Source organism: Streptomyces sp. NPDC018947 (genome assembly GCF_044390505.1).
GTDB lineage: Bacteria > Actinomycetota > Actinomycetes > Streptomycetales > Streptomycetaceae > Streptomyces.
Window position 1 is genome coordinate 185,790 of the sequence record NZ_JBIRZD010000004.1, and the last position, 18,546, is coordinate 204,335.

Sequence of the window (18,546 nt, forward strand, 5' to 3'; positions counted from 1 at the left end):
CCGCGGGCGGGGCGGCGGCAGGCGCCCCGTACCGTGGAGGGCGTGTACCGGTTTCTGCTGACCCCCCGATGGTGGGGAATCAACATCTTCGTCGTGCTCGCCGTCCCCTTCTGCATCTTCATGGGGTCCTGGCAGCTCGGCCGGTTCGAGGACCGGGTGCAGGACCACAACACCGCCACCACCCAGGCCGAGACGGCCCGGCACGAGGCGGCCCGCCCGCTGGAGGAACTGCTGCCCGTCGACAAGGCGACGGTCGGCAAGCAGACCACCGTGAGCGGACGGTACGGCGAGCAGCTGCTCGTCCCGGACCGGGAGCTGGACGACCGCCCGGGCTACTACGTCCTCACGCTGCTGCGCACCGACTCCGGCCGGGCCCTGCCCGTGGTCCGGGGCTGGCTGCCGGGCTCCCCCGACCCGGCGAAGGCCCCGGCCCCGCCCGCCGGCGAGGTCACCGTCACCGGCGCGCTCCAGGCCTCCGAGACGCCCGGCGACAACGGCGTCACCGCCCGCTCCGGCTGGCCCGAGGGCCAGACCGGCGCGATCAGCGCGGCGTCGCTGCTCAACCTGGTGCCGTACGACGTGTACGACGCCTGGGTCACGCTCAACGAGGGCGACTCGGGGATGCGGGCGGTGCCGGTGAGCGCGCCGCAGAACACCGGGCTGGACCTGAAGGCGTTCCAGAACCTCGGCTACACCGCCGAGTGGTTCGCCTTCGTGGGCTTCGTGGTCTTCATGTGGTTCCGGCTGCTGCGCCGCGAGGTGGAGCTGGCCCGCGACGAGGAACTGGGCCTGGTCCCGGCCGCCGGCGAGGACGCCGAGCCGAGCCCCACCGGCGTCTGAGCCCGCACGGGGCGGCCGGCACCGCACCGGGCGCCGGTCCGCACGCGGGTCACCGCCCCGCCAGCACTCCCGTCCAGTACACGGTCCCGGCGCACGCGTTGGACACCGTGACCGTGGCCGAGCCGGAGCCGCCCTCGGGGGTGTAGGTCACCGTCACGCTCCCGTCGGCCGGGCCGTCCGCGGTGACGAGCTGGGTCGTCGTGCCGGTGTCCGAGCCGGCCGAGGCGCCTTCCGTGGCGGGCGTCTCCTCACTGGGCGTCGGCTCGGGCGAGGGGGCGCCGGTGCTGCCTCCGGGGGTGCCTCCGGTGGTGGGGCAGGTCTCCGAGGGCACCCAGGCGAACTCCACCTCGTACGCGGCGCCCGACGCCAGCGTCGGCGAGGCGGACTCCAGCGACGGGTCGGGCAGCGCGGCGGCGGCGTCCCCGGCGACGTGCCGGGCCGTGCCGATCCTGGCGGCGTCCGCCGCGCCCTGCGGGGTGACGCCCACGCTGCCGGGCCCGGCGACGGTACAGCTCTCCGCCGAGACGTTGGTGACGCGGAAGGTGCCGTAGACGGCGCCGGCGGAGTCGGGGGCGGCGCTGCTCGCCACGGCCGGGCCGAGCTGCGCCGACGTGCACAGGGGCAGTTCGGCGGCCGCGCTGGCGGAGGGCCCGGTGCCGGTGGCCGAGCCCGTGGCGGAGCCGGTCGCCTCCTCCTGGGGCGTCTCCTGGGGCGCGGTGGTGGCCTCGTCCTCGGTCGTGCCGGAGGAGCCGGCGACGCCGCTCTGGCCGCCGGCGGGGTCCTTGCCCTCGGTCGCGCCGCCCTGTGCCTGCGAGGCGTTGCCGGCCACGGACGGGTCGGCGCCGGGGCCCGCGGCGCCGGTGACGTGGACGAGGGCGGGGATCGCCGTGCCGAGGAACAGGGCGGCGGCGGCCATGCCGACGGCGGCCTGGCGTTTGCGGGCCCGGCGGGCCGGCACCGCCCGGCGTAGGTGCTCCAGGGTGCCGTCGCTCGGCTCCATGTCCTGGACGGCACTGTGCAGCAGGTTGCGCAGTGCCAGCTCGTCGGGGGCGAGACCGGCGGGCTCGTCGGCGCCGGGGCCCTTGTCGGCGGGGCCGTGATTCACAGTTCCGTTCCCAGCGTGCGTGTGCTTCGGCTCTTGCCCGGTCGGCCCGGCAGGCCCGTCGCCCTCGCGGGCGTCGCGCCGTGCCTCGTTGCCGTCGCTCATGCCGGCGCCTCCATGGCCACCCTGAGCGCCGCTATGCCGCGTGATCCGTAGGCCTTGACCGAGCCCAGCGATATGCCGAGGGTCTCGGCGACCTGAGCCTCGGTCATGTCGGCGAAGTAGCGCAGGACCAGGACTTCGCGCTGGCGGCGCTGGAGTCCCTTCATCGCCTTGATGAGGGAGTCGCGTTCGAGCTGGTCGTACGCGCCTTCCTCCGCGCTCGCCATGTCCGGCATGGGCTTGGAGAGCAGCTTGAGACCGAGGATGCGGCGGCGCAGTGCCGAGCGGGAGAGGTTGACGACGGTCTGCCGCAGGTAGGCCAGCGTCTTCTCGGGGTCACGGACGCGTTTGCGCGCCGAGTGGACCCGGATGAACGCCTCCTGGACGACGTCCTCGCAGGAGGCGGTGTCGTCGAGGAGGAGGGCGGCGAGACCGAGCAGCGACCGGTAGTGGGCGCGGTAGGTCTCGGTGAGGTGGTCGACGGTGGTACCCGCCGCCACGACGTCGTCCGCGCCGTCGCGCTGGTCGGAGATGCGGGCCGGCCGCGCTGCGGGCATCGGCGCGATCACCGGCATGCCACCGGCCGCGCCGGCCGCACGGGGACGGACGGTCCGGGCGGGCCGCACAGCGGGGCCACGTGGTGCCGCGGTGAATTCGAGTACCTCTGCCACGCCAGTTGGACACGTCGACCCCCGCGAGGGTTGTACGTGCCGGCCGTCACGTTCGCGTGTCTGCCGGGCAGCATCTCGGCTGACGGTGCCTCATAGGCCCTCATGGTCCCGCTCTTCCCCTATGTCCCATGTGAACGGCCGTCCCCGCGACCGTCCTCGGCGTCCCCACGCCGACCCCGTCCCGCGCCCCGAGGGGTGACCGCAAAGACGCTCCCCGCTCTTCGCTCGGTTGCGAAGGGCGGGGAGGAAATCCTCTGATGCTTCGGGCGCCGGGTACAAGTGATCCGGAACTACTTCCGGATCACATCTCGTCGACGGATCCTACAAACGAATCCCCGGCGGCCGGTGGTTGTTTTCCTGCTGATCGCCGTTCAGCTCAGCTCGGCCGCCACCAGCTCGGCGATCTGCGCCGTGTTGAGCGCGGCACCCTTGCGCACATTGTCGCCGCACACGAACAGTTCGAGCGCCGTCGGGTCGTCCAGCGCCCGCCGGACCCGGCCGACCCAGGTCGGGTCGGTGCCGACCACGTCGGCGGGGGTGGGGAATTCACCGGCGGCCGGGTTGTCGAAGAGGACGACGCCGGGCGCGGTGGCGAGGATCTCCCGGGCCTTGTCGACGGTGACCTCGCTCTCGAAGCGGGCGTGCACGGTCAGGGAGTGCGTCGTGACGACGGGGACCCGGACGCAGGTGACCGCGACCGGGAGCTGGGGCAGTCCGAGGATCTTGCGGGACTCGTCCCGGACCTTCATCTCCTCCGACGACCAGCCGTCCTCGCGCAGCGATCCGGCCCAGGGCACGACGTTCAGCGCGACGGGCCCGGGGAAGGGGCCCGTGTCGTCGCCGACGGCCCGCCGCACGTCGCCGGGGTGGGTCCCCAGCTCGGTGCCGGCGACCAGGGACAGTTGCCGGCGCAGCGTGTCGACGCCGTCCCGGCCGGCACCGCTCACCGCCTGGTACGAGGAGACGACCAGCTCGCGCAGCCCGAACTCGGCGTGCAGCGCGCCCAGCGCGACGATCATGGACAGCGTCGTGCAGTTGGGGTTGGCGACGATGCCGCGCGGCCGGATCCGCGCGGCGTGGGGATTGACCTCGGGCACGACGAGCGGCACGTCCGGGTCCATCCGGAACGCGCCGGAGTTGTCGACCACCACCACGCCCTTGGCGGCGGCGACGGGCGCCCACTGGGCGGCGACCTCGTCGGGCACGTCGAACATGGCGACGTCGATCCCGTCGAAGGCTTCCTCGGTGAGAGCGGTCACCTCGACCTCCTCGCCGCGCACGGCCAGCTTGCGGCCGGCCGAACGGGGCGAGGCGATCAGACGGATGTCACCCCAGATGTCCGCGTGCTGGGACAGGATCTGGAGCATCACCGAGCCGACGGCGCCGGTCGCTCCGACGACGGCCAGCGACGGCCGTCCGGTGCGCCCGGCGCCCGGGATGTCGGACATCAGCGCCCGGTGCCTCCGTAGACGACGGCCTCGTCGCTGTCGGAGTCCAGGCCGAAGGCGGTGTGCACGGCGGCCACGGCCTCGTTGACGTCGTCCTTGCGGGTGACGACCGAGATGCGGATCTCGGATGTCGAGATCAGCTCGATGTTGACCCCGGCGTTGGAGAGCGCGGTGAAGAAGTCCGCGGTGACGCCCGGGTTGGTCTTCATGCCCGCGCCGACGAGGGAGATCTTGCCGATCTGGTCGTCGTAGCGCAGCGAGTCGAAGCCGATGCCGGGACGGTTCTTCTCCAGCGCGTCGATGGCCTTGCGACCCTCGGACTTCGGGAGGGTGAAGGAGATGTCCGTCAGGCCCGTGGAGGCGGCGGACACGTTCTGCACGACCATGTCGATGTTGACCTGGGCGTCGGCGATCGCCCGGAAGATCGCGGCCGCCTCGCCCGGCTTGTCCGGCACGCCGACGACCGTGATCTTGGCCTCCGAGGTGTCGTGCGCGACTCCGGAGATGAGGGCCTGCTCCACCTGCTTTTCCCCTTGCTTGATCGGCTCGCTGCTGACCCACGTGCCCTGGAGTCCGCTGAAGCTGGACCGCACGTGGATCGGGATGTCGTACCGGCGGGCGTACTCCACACAGCGGTGGAGGAGCACCTTGGAACCGGAGGCCGCGAGCTCCAGCATGTCCTCGAAGGAGATCCAGTCGATCTTCTTCGCCTTCTTCACCACGCGCGGGTCGGCGGTGAAGACGCCGTCGACGTCGGTGTAGATCTCGCAGACGTCCGCGTCGAGCGCGGCGGCGAGGGCCACGGCCGTGGTGTCGGAGCCGCCCCGGCCCAGCGTGGTGATGTCCTTGCTGTCCTGGCTGACGCCCTGGAAGCCGGCCACGATGGCGATGTTGCCCTCGTCCACCGAGGTGCGGATGCGGCCCGGCGTGACGTCGATGATCCGCGCTTTGTTGTGGACCGAGTCGGTGATGACACCTGCCTGGCTGCCCGTGAACGACTGGGCCTCGTGGCCCAGGTTTTTGATCGCCATGGCCAGCAGGGCCATGGAGATACGCTCTCCGGCGGTCAGCAGCATGTCGAGCTCGCGCCCGGCAGGCATCGGGGAAACCTGCTCGGCGAGATCGATCAGCTCGTCCGTCGTGTCGCCCATCGCGGAAACTACGGCGACCACCTGGTTGCCGTTCTGCTTCGCTTCCACGATCCGCTTGGCGACGCGCTTGATGCCTTCGGCATCGGCTACGGAGGAGCCTCCGTACTTCTGCACGACAAGGCCCACGTGCGCTCCTCGCTCAATCCGTCTCTTTCCGCACGTACGTACATGTACTGCGGTCGGCACATTCTATCGAGCGTCCGAAATTCCCCCCTGCGGTATCGCATGGTGAGACCTCGGGGCCCGTCCAGGCAGGCTCATGCCCAGGCGGCGGCGGCCCACTCGGGAAAGTGCCGTGAGTCACACGTTCACAAGGTGCCCCCGGCCGGCGTCCCCCGCACGCTCACGGCGCCCTTTCGGTACGTCCGGTCGCACGGCCGCCCACTCCGGGCGTCCGCACGCGCCCCGTCCGCCGCGGGTGCCGGACCCGGCGCGCGGCGGCCCCGCCACGGGCGGATCGCGCGGGACCCGCGCGCGGCCGCCGCCGGTGCGACGGCTACTTGACCGGACGCAGGCCGAGCGGACCCGCGATCTCCTCGACCATGACCCGGCCGGCCTCCCGCTCCAGGGCGTCGTCGCCGGGGTCCTGGTCGGTGTCGAGGCCGTCCAGTTCCTCCAGGGGCTGGTTCAGGCGGACGTGGGCCACCACCGACTGCAGCGCCCGCAGGCTCGCCGACGCCGTGGAACCCCAGTTGGAGAAGTAGGAGAACTGCCACCACCACAGCGCCTCGGTGGTGCGGCCCGCCTTGTAGTGGGCCATGCCGTGGCGGAGGTCGGTGATGACGTCGGTGAGGTCGTCGGAGATCCGGGCCGGGACCGGCGCCCGGCGCGGCTCGTACGGGTCGAAGACCTCGGAGTAGACGTCGATCGGTTCGAGCAGGCGGGCGAGGTTCTCGCGCAGCTCGTCCACGTCCAGCTCGGGACCCGGATCGGGCTCGTAGCGCTCGTCCGGGACGATGTCCTCGTGCGCGCCGAGGCGGCCGCCGGCCAGCATGAGCTGGGAGACCTCCAGCAGGAGGAAGGGGACCGCCGAGTCCGGCTCGTCGCCCTTGGCCACTTCCGTGACCGCGACCAGGAAACTCTCGATCTGGTCGGCGATCTGGACCGCGAAATCGTCGGGGTTCTGGTTGGTCGCGTGCAGCGTGGCGTCAGACATCTAGGAGTCGTCTCCCCTCGAAGGCGCGGCCGAGGGTCACCTCGTCCGCGTATTCCAGGTCGCCGCCCACCGGGAGGCCGCTGGCCAGGCGGGTGACCTTGAGGCCCATGGGCTTGATCATGCGGGCGAGATACGTGGCCGTGGCCTCGCCCTCCAGATTCGGGTCCGTGGCCAGGATGAGTTCCGTGACCGTGCCGTCGGCCAGGCGGGCGAGCAGTTCACGGATACGGAGATCGTCGGGGCCGACTCCGTCGATCGGACTGATCGCGCCGCCCAGCACGTGGTACCGGCCGCGGAACTCACGGGTGCGCTCGATGGCGACGACGTCCTTCGGCTCCTCCACCACGCAGATGACGGAAGGATCTCGACGGGCGTCGCGGCAGATGGCGCACTGCTCCTCCTGCGCGACGTTGCCGCAGGTCGCGCAGAAGCGGACCTTGGCCTTCACTTCCATGAGGGCCTGGGCGAGACGCCGGACGTCGGTCGGTTCCGCCTGGAGGATGTGGAAGGCGATCCGCTGCGCGCTCTTGGGACCGACGCCGGGCAGCCGCCCGAGTTCGTCGATGAGGTCCTGGACCACGCCTTCGTACAACGGACTGCCGTCCTTCCTGAGGTTCCTGCACTACGTACGGTAGAGGGCCGGGGCCCGTCTTAGAAGGGCAGACCGGGGATGCCGCCGCCCAGGCCCTGGGCGAGCGGACCGAGCTTCTGCTGCTGGAGCGCCTGCGCGTTCTCGTTGGCCGCCTGGACGGCGGCGACGACCAGGTCCGCGAGGGTCTCGGTGTCCTCCGGGTCCACCGCCTTCGGGTCGATCACGAGGCCGCGCAGCTCGCCGGAGCCGGTCACGGTGGCCTTCACCAGGCCGCCGCCGGCCTGGCCTTCGACCTCCGTCCGCGCCAGTTCCTCCTGCGCCTTGGCCAGGTCCTGCTGCATCTTCTGGGCCTGCTGGAGCAACTGCTGCATGTTGGGCTGGCCACCACCGGGGATCACGTTCAACTCCTGTTCGCCGCTGTCACCGCGCCGTCGCGGCGGGTCTTTTCCCGTTCGGCACGAGCCTACGTGGTCCGGGCGGCCCTCGCCCCAGCACTCTTTCGAGTGAGTTGCTCCGGCGCCCTATACCTGATCAAGGCCCTCTTCCGGGCGGAAAAGAGGTGAAACCCGCTTCTTCGCCACCCATTGGGCGGTAGGAAGGGTCCCGGCGCGTCAGCCTCGGGTGTCACACGAGCACCGACGAGGTCTTCACGGACGGTGAGCAGTAGGGAGTGCCGGGTGGGTCAGCCGGAGATGCAGCCCGAGGGGACGTCGCAGGACGGGCCGCGCGGCGAGGGGGCGGCGGCCGGGCCCCGACCGGGCGACCTGACGGCGCGGGCGTTCCCGCTCGGCGACTGGGCGCTGCCCGCGGACCGGCTGGACGAGCTGTACCGGTGGGTGGAGCGAGGTGCGCTGGAGACGGCGGCCTGGTATCTGGCGGACCGCGCGGGGAAGCGGCGGGCGGCGCGGCTGCTGCGGAGCGGGACCGCGGCGGGGGTGCTCGCCGCGGCGGCGCTCCCCTTACTGGACACGACCGGGGTGGTCGGCGGGGCCGCGCCCTGGGGGTATCTGGCGCTGCTGCTCGGGGTGGCGTGCGTGGCCGGGGACCGGTACTTCGGGGTGACCTCCGGGTGGATGCGGGACGTGGCGACGGCGCAGGCGGTGCAGCGACGGTTGCAGGCGCTCCAGTTCGACTGGGCGTCGGAGAGCGTCCGGGAGGTGCTGGGGCCGGCGGACGGGACGGCGAGCGAGGCGGCCGAGCGGTGCCTGCTGGTGCTGCGGCGGTTCTCCGAGGACGTGACGGAGCTGGTGCGGGCGGAGACGGCGGACTGGATGGGCGACTTCCGCACGGGGGCGGCGCCGCTGGGGCCGCGGTCGGCGGGGTGCGGCGCGGCGCGGTCCGAGGCGGGCACCGGTACGCAGAGGCCGGCGGTGCCACCGAACGGGGCACGCCCGAACATGCCGCGCCAGCGGCCGCCGGAGCCCCGCTGACGGGTGGGGGGGCCCGGCCTCGCGGGGTGGGTCACTGACGGGTGTAGGTCAGCGTCTCGCCCGTGCTGGTGTTGGTGCGGGTGAGGGTCCCGTCGGACCGGAGGGCGACCTCCGTGGCCTCTCCCGGCTTGCAGGACGAGGCCGGCCCCGTCGTCACCGTGGAGGGGCCGAGCCGCAGGGGGCCGTCGCTGCCCGGGTCCTCGGTCAGGTCGGCCTCGAAGACGCAGTGGTACGTGCCGCTGCCCGCGGGGCCGTCGGCCACGAGGGACAGCACCGTGTCACCGACCTCGCCCTGCTGGATGGTGAGCTGCCGGCCGTGCACACCGGAGTCGTTGTCGATGGTCGTGGACCAGGTGCCCAGGTAGCCGGACGGGATCGTGCCCTGCGGTGACGTCGGGCTCTGCGAGGCGCCGGCGTCGGTCGTCGGCGCCGGCCCGGCCGTCTCGCCGCCCGGTGTCGTCGGGGCGGTGGCGGTCGGCGCGGGCGTCGGGTCGCCGCCCGCCCGGTCGTCGTCCTTGCCGCCGCTCATCAGCGCGTAGACGGAACCGCCGGCGCCGAGCGCCACGACCAGGGCGACGACGACCAGCAGCGCGGTGGAGCGCCCTCTTCGGGACGGCTCCTGCGGCGGGCCGTAGGGCGGGGGCCCGTACGGCGGAGTGGATCCGGGCGGCGGCCCGTAGGGCGGGGTCGAGCCGAGTCCGCCGTACGGCTGCCCGTACTGCGGCGGCGCCCCCTGCGCGCCGGGCTGCTGGACCCAGGCCGGGGCGTATCCGTTCGCGGGCTGGTGAGGGGGCTGCTGCGGATGGCCGTACCCGGGCGCGTGGCTGGGGGCGGACGGAGGTGCGGGGGTGCCCGGGCCTCCCGCGATCAGTGTCGGGAGGTGGTTCACGTAAGCCCCGCTGCCCGGCTGCCGCGGGGGCGGGGGGCCCGGGTTCGGCTCTGCCGCGCGCCGGGCGGCGTCCGGTTCGTCGGGGTCGTGCGCGGGGGCCGGGGCCTGGTTGCCGGGGCGTGCGGGCGCGGGATCCGCGGAGCCGGCCGCGGGGGCACCCGGCTGGGGGACCGCTCCCGGTGCCGGGCCCGCCGCCTGCGCCGGGGCTGTCGCCGGTGCCGTAGGGCCCGTGGCCGCCGGTGCTCCCGGCGCCCGGTCCGCCCCCGGTGCGGCCGGTGCGGCGGTCTCCCCCGGAGCCTGTGTCCCCGGTGCCGCGTCCTGCGGGTTCTCCGTGTCCAGGAGGCGTACCGCGTGCCGGCCGAGCTGGGCCACCAGGGCGCCGGGGAGCCACGGGTCGCGGGAGCGGCCGTCGGCGACCGTGTCCTGGGCGCCCGTGCGCTCCAGGACCTCGGCGAGGGACGGACGCGCCGCCGGGTCCTTCCGCAGGCAGTCGCGGACCAGGTCGGCGATGCCCTCGGGCAGGCGCTCCAGGTCGGGTTCCTCCTGCGCGATGCGGAACATCAGCGCGTGCACCCCGCTGTTGGCGGTGCCGAAGGGCAGGTCGCCGGTGGCGGCGTAGGCGAGGACGGAGCCGAGGCAGAAGACGTCGCAGGCGGGCGTGATCCGGTCGCCGCGCACCTGCTCGGGCGCCATGAAGCCGGGCGAGCCGACGAGCGCGCCGGTGCGGGTGAGCCCGCCGTCCGTCACCGTCTCCAGGGCCCGCGCGATGCCGAAGTCGATGACGCGGGGGCCGTCGATCGTGACGAGCACGTTGGACGGCTTGAGGTCGCGGTGCACGATCCCGGCGGCGTGGATGTCCTGGAGCGCGTGCGCGAGCCCGGCCCCCAGCGTCCGCACCGAGCGCTCCGGAAGGGCACCGTGATCGTGCCCGACGACCTGCTGGAGGCTCGGCCCCGCCACGTAACCCGTGGCGACCCACGGCACCGCGGCCTCGGTGTCGGCGTCCAGCACGGGCGCCGTCCAGTAGCCGCCGACCCGGCGGGCGGACTCGACCTCCTGGCGGAACCGCTGCCGGAACTCCTCCTGCGCGGCCAGCTCCTCGCGCACCAGCTTGACCGCGACGGTGCGCCCCCGCTCCGACCGGGCGAGGTAGACGTGCCCCATGCCGCCCGCACCGAGCCGTCCCAGCAGCCGGTAGGCGCCGATGTGCTGCGGGTCCCCGACCCCGAGCTTCTGCATGTTGCGCCGCCTTCCCCCCGAACGTGAGCAACGTTTCGAGGATAGTGCGGGGCGGCCTCGCCGGGCGCGGGCGTTGTCTACGGTTCCGTAACAGGCGGGCCGTCCAGCTCGTCCAGGACGCGCGAGAGCCGTTCGAGGACCTCGACCGCCGCCGCCAGCTCCTCCTCGCCCCCGTACGCCTGGACCAGCCGGTCGGCGAGGGCCGCGTGCCCCGGACCGATCCGGGAGACGGCCGCGCGGCCCTCGTCGGTCGGCGCGAGGAGCTTGGCGCGGCGGTGCGCCGGGTTGGGCCGGTACTCGGCGAGACCGCGCTCCACCAGCAGGTCGGCGATGCGCTGCACGCTCTGCCGGGTGATCCCCATGGCCCGGGCGACGCCGGAGACGGGCAGCGGCTCGGGCAGCACCGCGCCGAGCACCTGCCACCAGGCGGCGGTGAGCCCGGCCGGGCGGGCCAGTTCCTCCGCGACCGCGAGGAACTGCCCGTTGAGCCGGAAGACCCCGAGCGCGCCGCGGCTGAGCAGGTCCTGCCGCCGACGGCTCACGCCGCGCCCGCCTTCTCCAGCACCGCGTAGGCGGACGGGTCGGAGTCGTGGAACAGCCGGTACCAGGCGTCGAGCACCTCGCCCTCGAAGACCCCGAGCAGACCGAGGACCTCGCGGGCGAAGGCGACCGGCTCCGTGGGACCGGCGGTGACCAGACCGCCGTCGGTGACCGCGTCGGCCTCCACGTACCGCTCGCCGCCCGCGTAGCCGGTGGCGGCCAGGTAGAAGGAGACGGCGCTGGTGTGCGCGCGGTCGTCGAGCAGGCCCTCGCGGGCGAGGCCGGCGGTGGCCCCGCAGATGGCGGCGACGGGCACGCCGGCGTCCAGGAAGGCGCGGGCGGCGCGGGCGAAGGGGGCCAGGTCGTCGCCGGTGTCCCACAGGTCGGCGCCCGGCAGGATCAGCAGGGAGCTGTCCTCGGGCCGCAGGCCGGCCAGCTCCAGGTCGGGCTGGACGCGCAGACCGCCGATGCTCGTGACGGGCGCCGCGGTCGGTCCGACGGTGCGGATCCCGTACCCGCCGCGGGCCAGGAACGCCGTGGCGTGGCCGGTCTCCCAGTCGGCGAGTGTGTCGTACACGGCGAGATGGACGGGCTTGCGGGTGCCGTTCATGACTCCTCCTCGGGTGACGCGCGACTACATGACAGAAGGCTGTCATTTTCGCAGCATGCTGTCAAACAGGGGCTCCTGGGCGCCTTCGACAATCTGTCGTGGAAAGTCCGCGACCACAGACAGGACGCCGATTCCGATTCCGCATCGCGGACATCTACCCTCTGCCGCATGACCCCTCAGCCCCATCCCCAGGCCGGCGCAGCCGTGAAGGCCGCGGACCGCGCGCACGTCTTCCACTCCTGGTCCGCTCAGGAACTCATCGACCCGCTCGCCGTCGCGGGCGCCGAAGGGTCGTACTTCTGGGACTACGACGGCAAGCGCTACCTCGACTTCGCCAGCGGACTCGTCTACACCAACATCGGCTACCAGCACCCCAAGGTCGTCGCCGCCATCCAGGAGCAGGCGGCGAAGATGGCGACCTTCGCGCCCGCGTTCGCCGTCGAGGCGCGCTCGGAGGCCGCGCGGCTGATCGCCGAGCGGACGCCCGGCGACCTGGACAAGATCTTCTTCACCAACGCCGGCGCCGACGCCGTCGAGCACGCCCTGCGCATGGCCCGCCTGCACACCGGCCGCCCCAAGGTGCTGTCCGCCTACCGCTCGTACCACGGCGGCACCCAGCAGGCGATCAACGCCACCGGCGACCCGCGCCGCTGGGCCTCCGACAGCGGCACCGCCGGTGTCGTGCACTTCTGGGCGCCCTTCCTCTACCGCTCGCGCTTCTACGCCGAGACGGAGGAGCAGGAGTGCGCGCGGGCGCTGGAGCACCTGGAGACGACGATCGCCTTCGAGGGACCGGGCACCGTCGCCGCGGTCATCCTGGAGACCGTCCCGGGCACCGCGGGCATCATGACGCCGCCCGCCGGTTACCTCGCCGGGGTCCGCGAGATCTGCGACAAGTACGGGATCGTCCTGGTCCTGGACGAGGTCATGGCCGGCTTCGGCCGCACCGGCACCTGGTTCGCGGCCGACCTGTACGACGTCGTGCCCGACCTGATGACCTTCGCCAAGGGCGTGAACTCGGGCTATGTGCCGCTGGGCGGCGTCGCGATCTCCGCGAAGATCGCCGAGACGTTCGCCGAGCGCCCCTACCCCGGCGGACTGACCTACTCCGGGCACCCGCTGGCCTGCGCCGCCGCCGTCGCCACGATCAACGTGATGGAGGAGGAGGGCGTCGTCGAGCACGCGGCCCGGCTCGGCAGGGAGGTCGTCGGGCCCGCGCTGCGGGAACTGGCCGAGCGCCACCCGAGCATCGGCGAGGTGCGCGGCACCGGCATGTTCTGGGCGCTGGAGCTGGTGAAGAACCGGGAGACGCGCGAACCGCTGGTGCCCTACAACGCGTCCGGGCAGGCCAACACCCCGATGGCCGCCTTCGCCGCGTCCGCCAAGGCCCACGGCGTGTGGCCGTTCGTCAACATGAACCGCACCCACGTGGTGCCGCCGTGCAACATCAGCGAGGCGGAGCTGAAGGAGGGCCTGGCGGTCCTGGACACCGCGCTGTCCGTGGCCGACGAGTACACGGACTAGGTCCTGCCGTTCGGATCGGGCCCCGCTCACCGGCGCGATCCGAACGACGGGTCCCGGGCTCCCGCGCCGCCGGCCGGCCGCCGGGGCGCTCCGGGCGCGTAAGGTGACGTGCTCGTACACCGTAGACATGTGTACGAGCACGCCGCCCGCCCCGAGGAGGAGACGCCCGACCATGCCCGGCCGAAGCGGCGCCGTGACGCGCAGCACCCTGCGGCGCCAGATCGCCGACGCGCTCCGCGACGAGGTGCTGGCCGGCCGGCTCCTGCCCGGGCAGGAGTTCACCGTCAAGGAGATAGCCGAGCAGTACGGGGTGTCCGCGACGCCCGTGCGCGAGGCCCTGGTCGACCTGTCCGCGCAGGGCCTGCTCGAATCCGACGACCACCGCGGTTTCAGCGTGCGCGCGTACTCGGTCGACGACTTCCGCGGCATGGTCGAGGCTCGCAGCCTCGTCACCGACGGAATGTTCCTGGCCCTCGTCACCGACCACGGGGACCGCTTCCTCGACGACCAGCGGCTGGTCTCCGCCCTCTCCGGGGTGCGCCGGCGGGGCGAGGAGGCCCAGCGCGCCGCCGCGGCCGGCGACCTCACCGTCCTGATCGGCTACGACCTGCGCTACTGGCGCGAGTTGGCCGTCCTGTACGGCAACCCCTACCTCACCGACTTCCTGCACCGGCTGCGCGTGCAGAGCTGGGTGTGCACGGTGCAGCACCTGCGCCGGCTCAGCGACCTCCGCGGCAGCCTGTGGTCCGGGCACACCGAACTGGTCGACGCGCTCGCCCGCCGCGACGCCCCCGCCGCCCGCGCGCTCGTCGACGCCTACAACGCCCACTCCCTCGCCCTGATCGACCGGCTCGCCGGGGGGTGAGCGGGCGTTCGGGCGGGAAACGGCCCGTGTCCGACGTGTCGTGGTCCGGCCCCGGATGGGTATGGGACCTGCACGCCCCGCCGACCGATTACGCTTCCTTGACCACCGTGCCGTGTGAGGAGCCCTCTTTTGGCCTGTGACCTGTGGCTGGTACCGCTCGTCGACGTCCTGTGCCACACACCGGACAACCCGTTCGCCGAGGAACTCGCGCAGTACGACAAGGTGCTGGCCGAGGCCGGCCTGCCGCCGGTGCCGGTGTACCAGTACATGCCGGGCCTGTCCGGCGAGGTCGCCCCGGTCGCCGGGTTCGACTACGACGCACTGCACTTCCTGCGCCGCGCCTACCTGCTCCAGGTGTGCGGGCTGCCGGTGACGCCGGTGGACGAACTCGGCGGAGACTACGAGCAGTTGCTGGAGATGTTCGAGGCGACGGCCCAGCGGTCGCACCTGGTCTGGCACTACGACCACGCCGGCGCGTACGTCCCGGTCGACTTCCCCCATCCTCTGTCCGACGACGAACTCCTCGCGGGCGGCGGGCCCTTGGGCTCCTCGCACGCCCTGCTGAGGGAACTGGAGGCCGTGGCACCGGCCCTCGGCATCGACCCGGCCAACCCCCCGGCGGCACCGCAGCCGCCGCTCGGCCCGACGGAGCTCGAGGAGCCGGCCGTGCCGGCGCCCTACGATCCCAGTCCCTTCGCCCGGGAGCGGCACGTGTGGCTGGGGCTGCACGCGGCGGCCACGCGCAGCCTGGCGCAGGGGTCGATGATCGTCTTCAGCTGACGCGCACCGGACCGGTCAGCCGAGCTTGCCGAGCCCCGTGGCGAGGTCGTCGGCGTTCATGATGGGGCAGACCTCGACCTCGGCGTTCATCTCGGTGAAGAAGCGTTCGCCGACGGGCGGCAGGTCGGAGCTGTCCTGCATGTCGAAGAAGAGCAGGGCCGTCCGGCGGCCGTTGGGGGTGCCGAAGTACGCCGCCTCCGGCTTGATGCGCTCCAGGGTCTCCCGCATCATGTCGGGCATCTTCCCGCTGCGGATGACCTCGTTGGCCTTCTCCGTGTCCAGCGTCGCCTTGAGCATCACGCGCATCGCACTCACCTTCTCCTGCCGACGCGCCGTGTACAGCCTCAGCCTATGCCCGTCGGAAGGGGCCCGCCCGCTCACGGGACAGGGGTGACGCTCAGCGGATCAGGAGGATCCCGGGCGGCCACGGCACGCCGTCGGCGGGCCGGGTCGCCGCGGTTCCCGGGTTCGCCCCCGCCGCCGTACGGGCCCTTGCGGGACGCTGCACGTCGCGGTCTGTCACGCCCCCGATCCCCACCGGGACGCCGGCCGCCGCCCGGCCGAGGGGGCCGGACGGCGGCACAGCGGAAACAGCGGACCCCGGGGGATCCGTCCGGCGGGTCTACAGGAACGAGTTGATCTCGATCGTCTCGTCCCGGCCCGGGCCCACGCCGATCGCGGAGATCGGGGCGCCGGACATCTCCTCCAGCGCCTTGACGTACGCCTGGGCGTTCTTCGGCAGGTCGGAGAAGGTCTTCGCCTTGCTGATGTCCTCGTTCCAGCCCGGCAGCATCTCGTAGACCGGCTTCGCGTGGTGGAAGTCGGACTGCGAGTACGGCAGCTCCTCGACGCGCTTGCCGTCGATCTCGTACGCCACGCAGACCGGGATCTGCTCCCAGCCGGTGAGGACGTCGAGCTTGGTGAGGAAGAAGTCCGTCAGGCCGTTCACCCGGGTGGCGTAGCGGGCGATCACCGCGTCGAACCAGCCGCAGCGGCGGTCACGGCCGGTCGTCACACCGCGCTCGCCGCCGATGCGGCGCAGGGCCTCGCCGTCCTCGTCGAACAGCTCGGTCGGGAACGGGCCCGCGCCGACACGGGTCGTGTACGCCTTCAGGATGCCGATGACGCGGCTGATCTTCGTCGGGCCCACGCCGGCGCCGGTGCAGGCACCGCCCGCGGTCGGGTTCGACGAGGTGACGAAGGGGTACGTGCCGTGGTCGATGTCGAGCAGGGTGCCCTGGCCGCCCTCGAAGAGGACCACCTTGTCGTCGTCCAGCGCCTGGTTGAGGACCAGCACGGTGTCGGCGACGTACGGACGGAGCTTGTCCGCGTAGCCCAGCAGCTCCTCCACGACCTGGCCCGTGGCGATCGCGCGCCGGTTGTAGAGCTTGGTGAGCATCTGGTTCTTGACGTCGAGCGCCGCCTCGACCTTCTGGGTGAGGATCGACTCGTCGTACAGGTCCTGGACGCGGATGCCGACGCGGTTGATCTTGTCGGCGTAGGTCGGGCCGATGCCGCGGCCGGTCGTACCGATCTTGCGCTTGCCGAGGAAGCGTTCCGTCACCTTGTCGACGGTCACGTTGTACGGCGTGATGATGTGCGCGTTACCGCTGATCAGGAGCTTGGACGTGTCGACGCCTCGCTCGTTCAGCCCGCTCAGCTCGGAGAACAGGACCGACGGGTCGACGACGACGCCGTTACCGATGACCGGCGTGCAGCCGGGAGACAGGATTCCGGAAGGGAGCAGGTGGAGGGCGTACTTCTGGTCGCCCACGACTACCGTGTGGCCGGCGTTGTTGCCGCCCTGGTAGCGCACCACATAGTCGACGGAACCACCGAGCAGGTCCGTCGCCTTTCCCTTGCCTTCGTCACCCCACTGAGCACCGAGCAGCACAAGTGCGGGCACGCGCGTACACCCCTTCCGGGCGGGGCATGTCCAAGGTCGAGGGCGTACGCGGAGGTCTCCGCCGCGTGCACCGCGACCGTCGTTGGCCGCCAACCGTCGGACCGGATGCCCCGGAATAGACGAAGCCCCTGGCGCAATAGCGCAAGGGGCTCTTGCACAAAGATGCTACCCGAGGAAGCGAGGCATGGCCGAGGTGGCGACTTCCGCGAGGCCCGATCAGCTCCTGGTGGTCATCGACCCGGCCGCCCGCCGGGCGGACGGCGAGTCCGTCCGGATCGCGAAGGACGTGCTCGGAGCGGGTGCGGCGAGCACCAAGGTGTGCCTGCCCCAGGACGCCGAGGAGTTCGCCCGGGCGCTGCGCCGGCGGGGCTCGCGGCGCCCCGTCGTGGTCGGTGACGACCGTGCGCTGCTGCGGGCGGTGACCCTGCTGCACCGGCAGCGCGAGCTGGCGGGATGCGCCCTGTCGGTGGTTCCGGTGGGGCCCGCCCTGGGACTCGCCCGGTCGCTCGGGCTGCCGACGGGCGCGGTGGCGGCGGCGCGGGCGGTGCTGGACGGGGCGGTGCGGCGGATGGATCTGCTCGTCGACGACAGCGACGGCGTGGTGCTGGGCGGCGTGGGCATCCCGCCGGTCGCGGGGCACGCGGACGCGGAGACCGGTCTGCACGCGGCGGCCCGGCCCTGGCTGCGGACCGCGCAGTCCCTGGTCCGGACGCTGGCCCCCTCGCGTCCCGTCCGGGTCGCCGCGGGTCCGGGTGCGGCGCGTCCGTCGCGGCTGCGGGTGGAGGTCGACGGGGTGACGCTGGTCGACCTCGGACAGCCGGTCGACGCGGTGTCGGTCGTGCCGGGCGCGGGCGGGCTCGCCGAGGTGGAGGTGCGTCCGGCGGCCGTGGGCGCCCAGGCGTCGCCGCTGCGCGCGGCCGGCCGGACGGTGACCGTGTCGGGCGCCCACTTCCGGTACCGCGCGGACGCCGTGGTGTCGGGCCCGGTGGGCACCCGGACGTGGGTGGTCCGGGAGGCGGCCTGGGGGCTGACGCTGCCGGGGTGAGGTGCCGCGGGGGCGGCGGAGGATCGCGGGGCGTGCGCTGCGGGTCGGGCGCGGGCGGTGCGGGCACGGGCCGACGGGGACACGGCGGGCGCGGTGACGGTCAGGATGCCGGGCCGGGGCCGAAGACCTTCTCCCGGTGCTCGCGCCAGCGTTCCATCATGGCCGCGATCTCGCCGTCGACGAACTCGAAGAAGGCGAGCGTCTCCGCCATGCGGCGGCCCGCCGGGGTCCCGGCGCCGAGGCTGGTGACGCCTTCGCGCAGGGCCGCCTGCCAGCGCTTGAGGACGGCCTCGCGGTTGGTCAGCGCCTCGTACCACTGGTTGCTGTGCACGCGGTAGCGCTCGCGCCGTGAACCCGGCTCCCGCTCGCGCGACACCATGTGCTGCTGGGCGAGGTAGCGGACCGCTCCGGAGACCGCGGCGGGGCTGACCTGGAGCTGTTCGCCGAGTTCGGCGGAGGTCAGGGTGCCCGAGTCGGAAGCGAGCAGCGCGGCGAACACCCTGGCCGGCATGCGCTGCATCCCCGCCTCCACGAGCTGGGCGGCGAAGCCCTCCACGAACCTCGACACCGCCTCGGGGTCGCGCTCCTCGCGCCCCGGCTCCCGCGCTTCCGCTTCTTCGCTCATCGTTCGATCATCCCTCACCACCCTGACGGTT

At 73.0% G+C, this 18,546-nt stretch carries 19 protein-coding genes; 6 read left to right on the top strand and 13 right to left on the bottom strand.

The genetic code is table 11. From position 1 onward, the window contains the following. Nucleotides 1-33: 33 nt before the first annotated feature. Nucleotides 34-840 (top strand): SURF1 family protein, encoded by an 807-nt coding sequence (locus tag ACH499_RS11085; RefSeq protein ID WP_399014977.1) that lies wholly within the window; start codon nt 34-36, stop codon nt 838-840. A 49-nt stretch (nt 841-889) separates the two neighbouring features. Here ACH499_RS11085 and ACH499_RS11090 read toward each other — a convergent pair whose 3' ends face one another. The 7 genes from ACH499_RS11090 to ACH499_RS11120 form a co-directional block, all read right to left on the bottom strand. Beyond that, nucleotides 890-1,945: a hypothetical protein gene (locus tag ACH499_RS11090; protein ID WP_356203011.1), complete on the bottom strand. Its 1,056-nt coding sequence runs from the start codon at nt 1,943-1,945 to the stop codon at nt 890-892. 98 nt (nt 1,946-2,043) lie between these two features. Next, nucleotides 2,044-2,619: a SigE family RNA polymerase sigma factor gene (locus ACH499_RS11095; protein WP_356203009.1), complete on the bottom strand. Its 576-nt coding sequence runs from the start codon at nt 2,617-2,619 to the stop codon at nt 2,044-2,046. A gap of 467 nt (nt 2,620-3,086) precedes the next feature. After that, a complete protein-coding gene (locus tag ACH499_RS11100; protein ID WP_356203007.1) occupies nt 3,087-4,163 on the bottom strand; it encodes an aspartate-semialdehyde dehydrogenase in 1,077 nt (358 codons plus the stop codon). Next, nucleotides 4,163-5,440 (bottom strand): aspartate kinase, encoded by a 1,278-nt coding sequence (locus tag ACH499_RS11105; RefSeq protein WP_356203006.1) that lies wholly within the window; start codon nt 5,438-5,440, stop codon nt 4,163-4,165. The genes ACH499_RS11100 and ACH499_RS11105 overlap by 1 nt, the downstream gene beginning before the upstream one ends. A gap of 370 nt (nt 5,441-5,810) precedes the next feature. Further along, nucleotides 5,811-6,470, bottom strand: coding sequence for a DUF5063 domain-containing protein (locus ACH499_RS11110; protein WP_356203004.1), 660 nt, complete (start codon nt 6,468-6,470; stop codon nt 5,811-5,813). After that, on the bottom strand, nt 6,463-7,062 hold the full coding sequence (recR, locus tag ACH499_RS11115) for a recombination mediator RecR (RefSeq protein ID WP_352148671.1): 600 nt from the start codon (nt 7,060-7,062) through the stop codon (nt 6,463-6,465). The genes ACH499_RS11110 and recR overlap by 8 nt, the downstream gene beginning before the upstream one ends. A gap of 59 nt (nt 7,063-7,121) precedes the next feature. Continuing rightward, a complete protein-coding gene (locus ACH499_RS11120) occupies nt 7,122-7,460 on the bottom strand; it encodes a YbaB/EbfC family nucleoid-associated protein (RefSeq protein ID WP_356203002.1) in 339 nt (112 codons plus the stop codon). Nucleotides 7,461-7,739: 279 nt separating this feature from the next. On the opposite strand from ACH499_RS11120, the gene ACH499_RS11125 reads away from it, so the two are divergent. Further along, complete coding sequence (locus ACH499_RS11125) at nt 7,740-8,492, top strand: SLATT domain-containing protein (protein ID WP_399014982.1); 753 nt, start codon at nt 7,740-7,742, stop codon at nt 8,490-8,492. A gap of 31 nt (nt 8,493-8,523) precedes the next feature. On the opposite strand, the gene ACH499_RS11130 is transcribed toward ACH499_RS11125, so the two are convergent. The 3 genes from ACH499_RS11130 to ACH499_RS11140 all read right to left on the bottom strand — a co-directional run bounded on the left by ACH499_RS11130 (nt 8,524) and on the right by ACH499_RS11140 (nt 11,770). Further along, a complete protein-coding gene (locus tag ACH499_RS11130) occupies nt 8,524-10,620 on the bottom strand; it encodes a protein kinase (protein ID WP_399014984.1) in 2,097 nt (698 codons plus the stop codon). A gap of 77 nt (nt 10,621-10,697) precedes the next feature. Then, the gene (locus ACH499_RS11135; protein WP_356202997.1) at nt 10,698-11,162 is read right to left on the bottom strand and encodes a MarR family transcriptional regulator; all 465 of its coding nucleotides are present in this window, start codon (nt 11,160-11,162) and stop codon (nt 10,698-10,700) included. Next, complete coding sequence (locus ACH499_RS11140) at nt 11,159-11,770, bottom strand: DJ-1/PfpI family protein (RefSeq protein WP_356202995.1); 612 nt, start codon at nt 11,768-11,770, stop codon at nt 11,159-11,161. Before ACH499_RS11140 ends, ACH499_RS11135 begins: the two co-directional genes overlap by 4 nt. Nucleotides 11,771-11,938: 168 nt before the next feature. Between ACH499_RS11140 and ACH499_RS11145 the strand changes: the two genes are divergently transcribed. The 3 genes from ACH499_RS11145 (at nt 11,939) to ACH499_RS11155 (ending at nt 14,939) form a co-directional block, all read left to right on the top strand. Then, nucleotides 11,939-13,294: an aspartate aminotransferase family protein gene (locus ACH499_RS11145; RefSeq protein ID WP_356202994.1), complete on the top strand. Its 1,356-nt coding sequence runs from the start codon at nt 11,939-11,941 to the stop codon at nt 13,292-13,294. A gap of 172 nt (nt 13,295-13,466) precedes the next feature. Next, entirely contained in the window at nt 13,467-14,159 is a 693-nt protein-coding gene (locus ACH499_RS11150; protein WP_356202992.1) for a GntR family transcriptional regulator, read from the top strand. Nucleotides 14,160-14,288: 129 nt separating this feature from the next. Beyond that, the gene (locus ACH499_RS11155; protein WP_399014988.1) at nt 14,289-14,939 is read left to right on the top strand and encodes a hypothetical protein; all 651 of its coding nucleotides are present in this window, start codon (nt 14,289-14,291) and stop codon (nt 14,937-14,939) included. Between the two features lie 15 nt (nt 14,940-14,954). Here ACH499_RS11155 and ACH499_RS11160 read toward each other — a convergent pair whose 3' ends face one another. Continuing rightward, entirely contained in the window at nt 14,955-15,245 is a 291-nt protein-coding gene (locus tag ACH499_RS11160) for a hypothetical protein (protein ID WP_356202988.1), read from the bottom strand. A 316-nt stretch (nt 15,246-15,561) separates the two neighbouring features. Beyond that, entirely contained in the window at nt 15,562-16,845 is a 1,284-nt protein-coding gene (locus tag ACH499_RS11165; RefSeq protein WP_356202986.1) for an adenylosuccinate synthase, read from the bottom strand. Between the two features lie 184 nt (nt 16,846-17,029). Here ACH499_RS11165 and ACH499_RS11170 point away from each other — a divergent pair, with 184 nt between their 5' ends. Next, nucleotides 17,030-17,890 carry a diacylglycerol kinase family protein gene (locus tag ACH499_RS11170; protein ID WP_399014991.1) on the top strand — a complete coding sequence of 287 codons (861 nt, stop codon included), beginning with the start codon at nt 17,030-17,032 and terminating at the stop codon, nt 17,888-17,890. 100 nt (nt 17,891-17,990) lie between these two features. Here the strand turns inward: ACH499_RS11170 and ACH499_RS11175 are convergent, their stop codons facing one another. Then, a complete protein-coding gene (locus ACH499_RS11175) occupies nt 17,991-18,515 on the bottom strand; it encodes a GbsR/MarR family transcriptional regulator (protein WP_399014993.1) in 525 nt (174 codons plus the stop codon). Between the last annotated feature and the right edge of the window lie 31 nt (nt 18,516-18,546).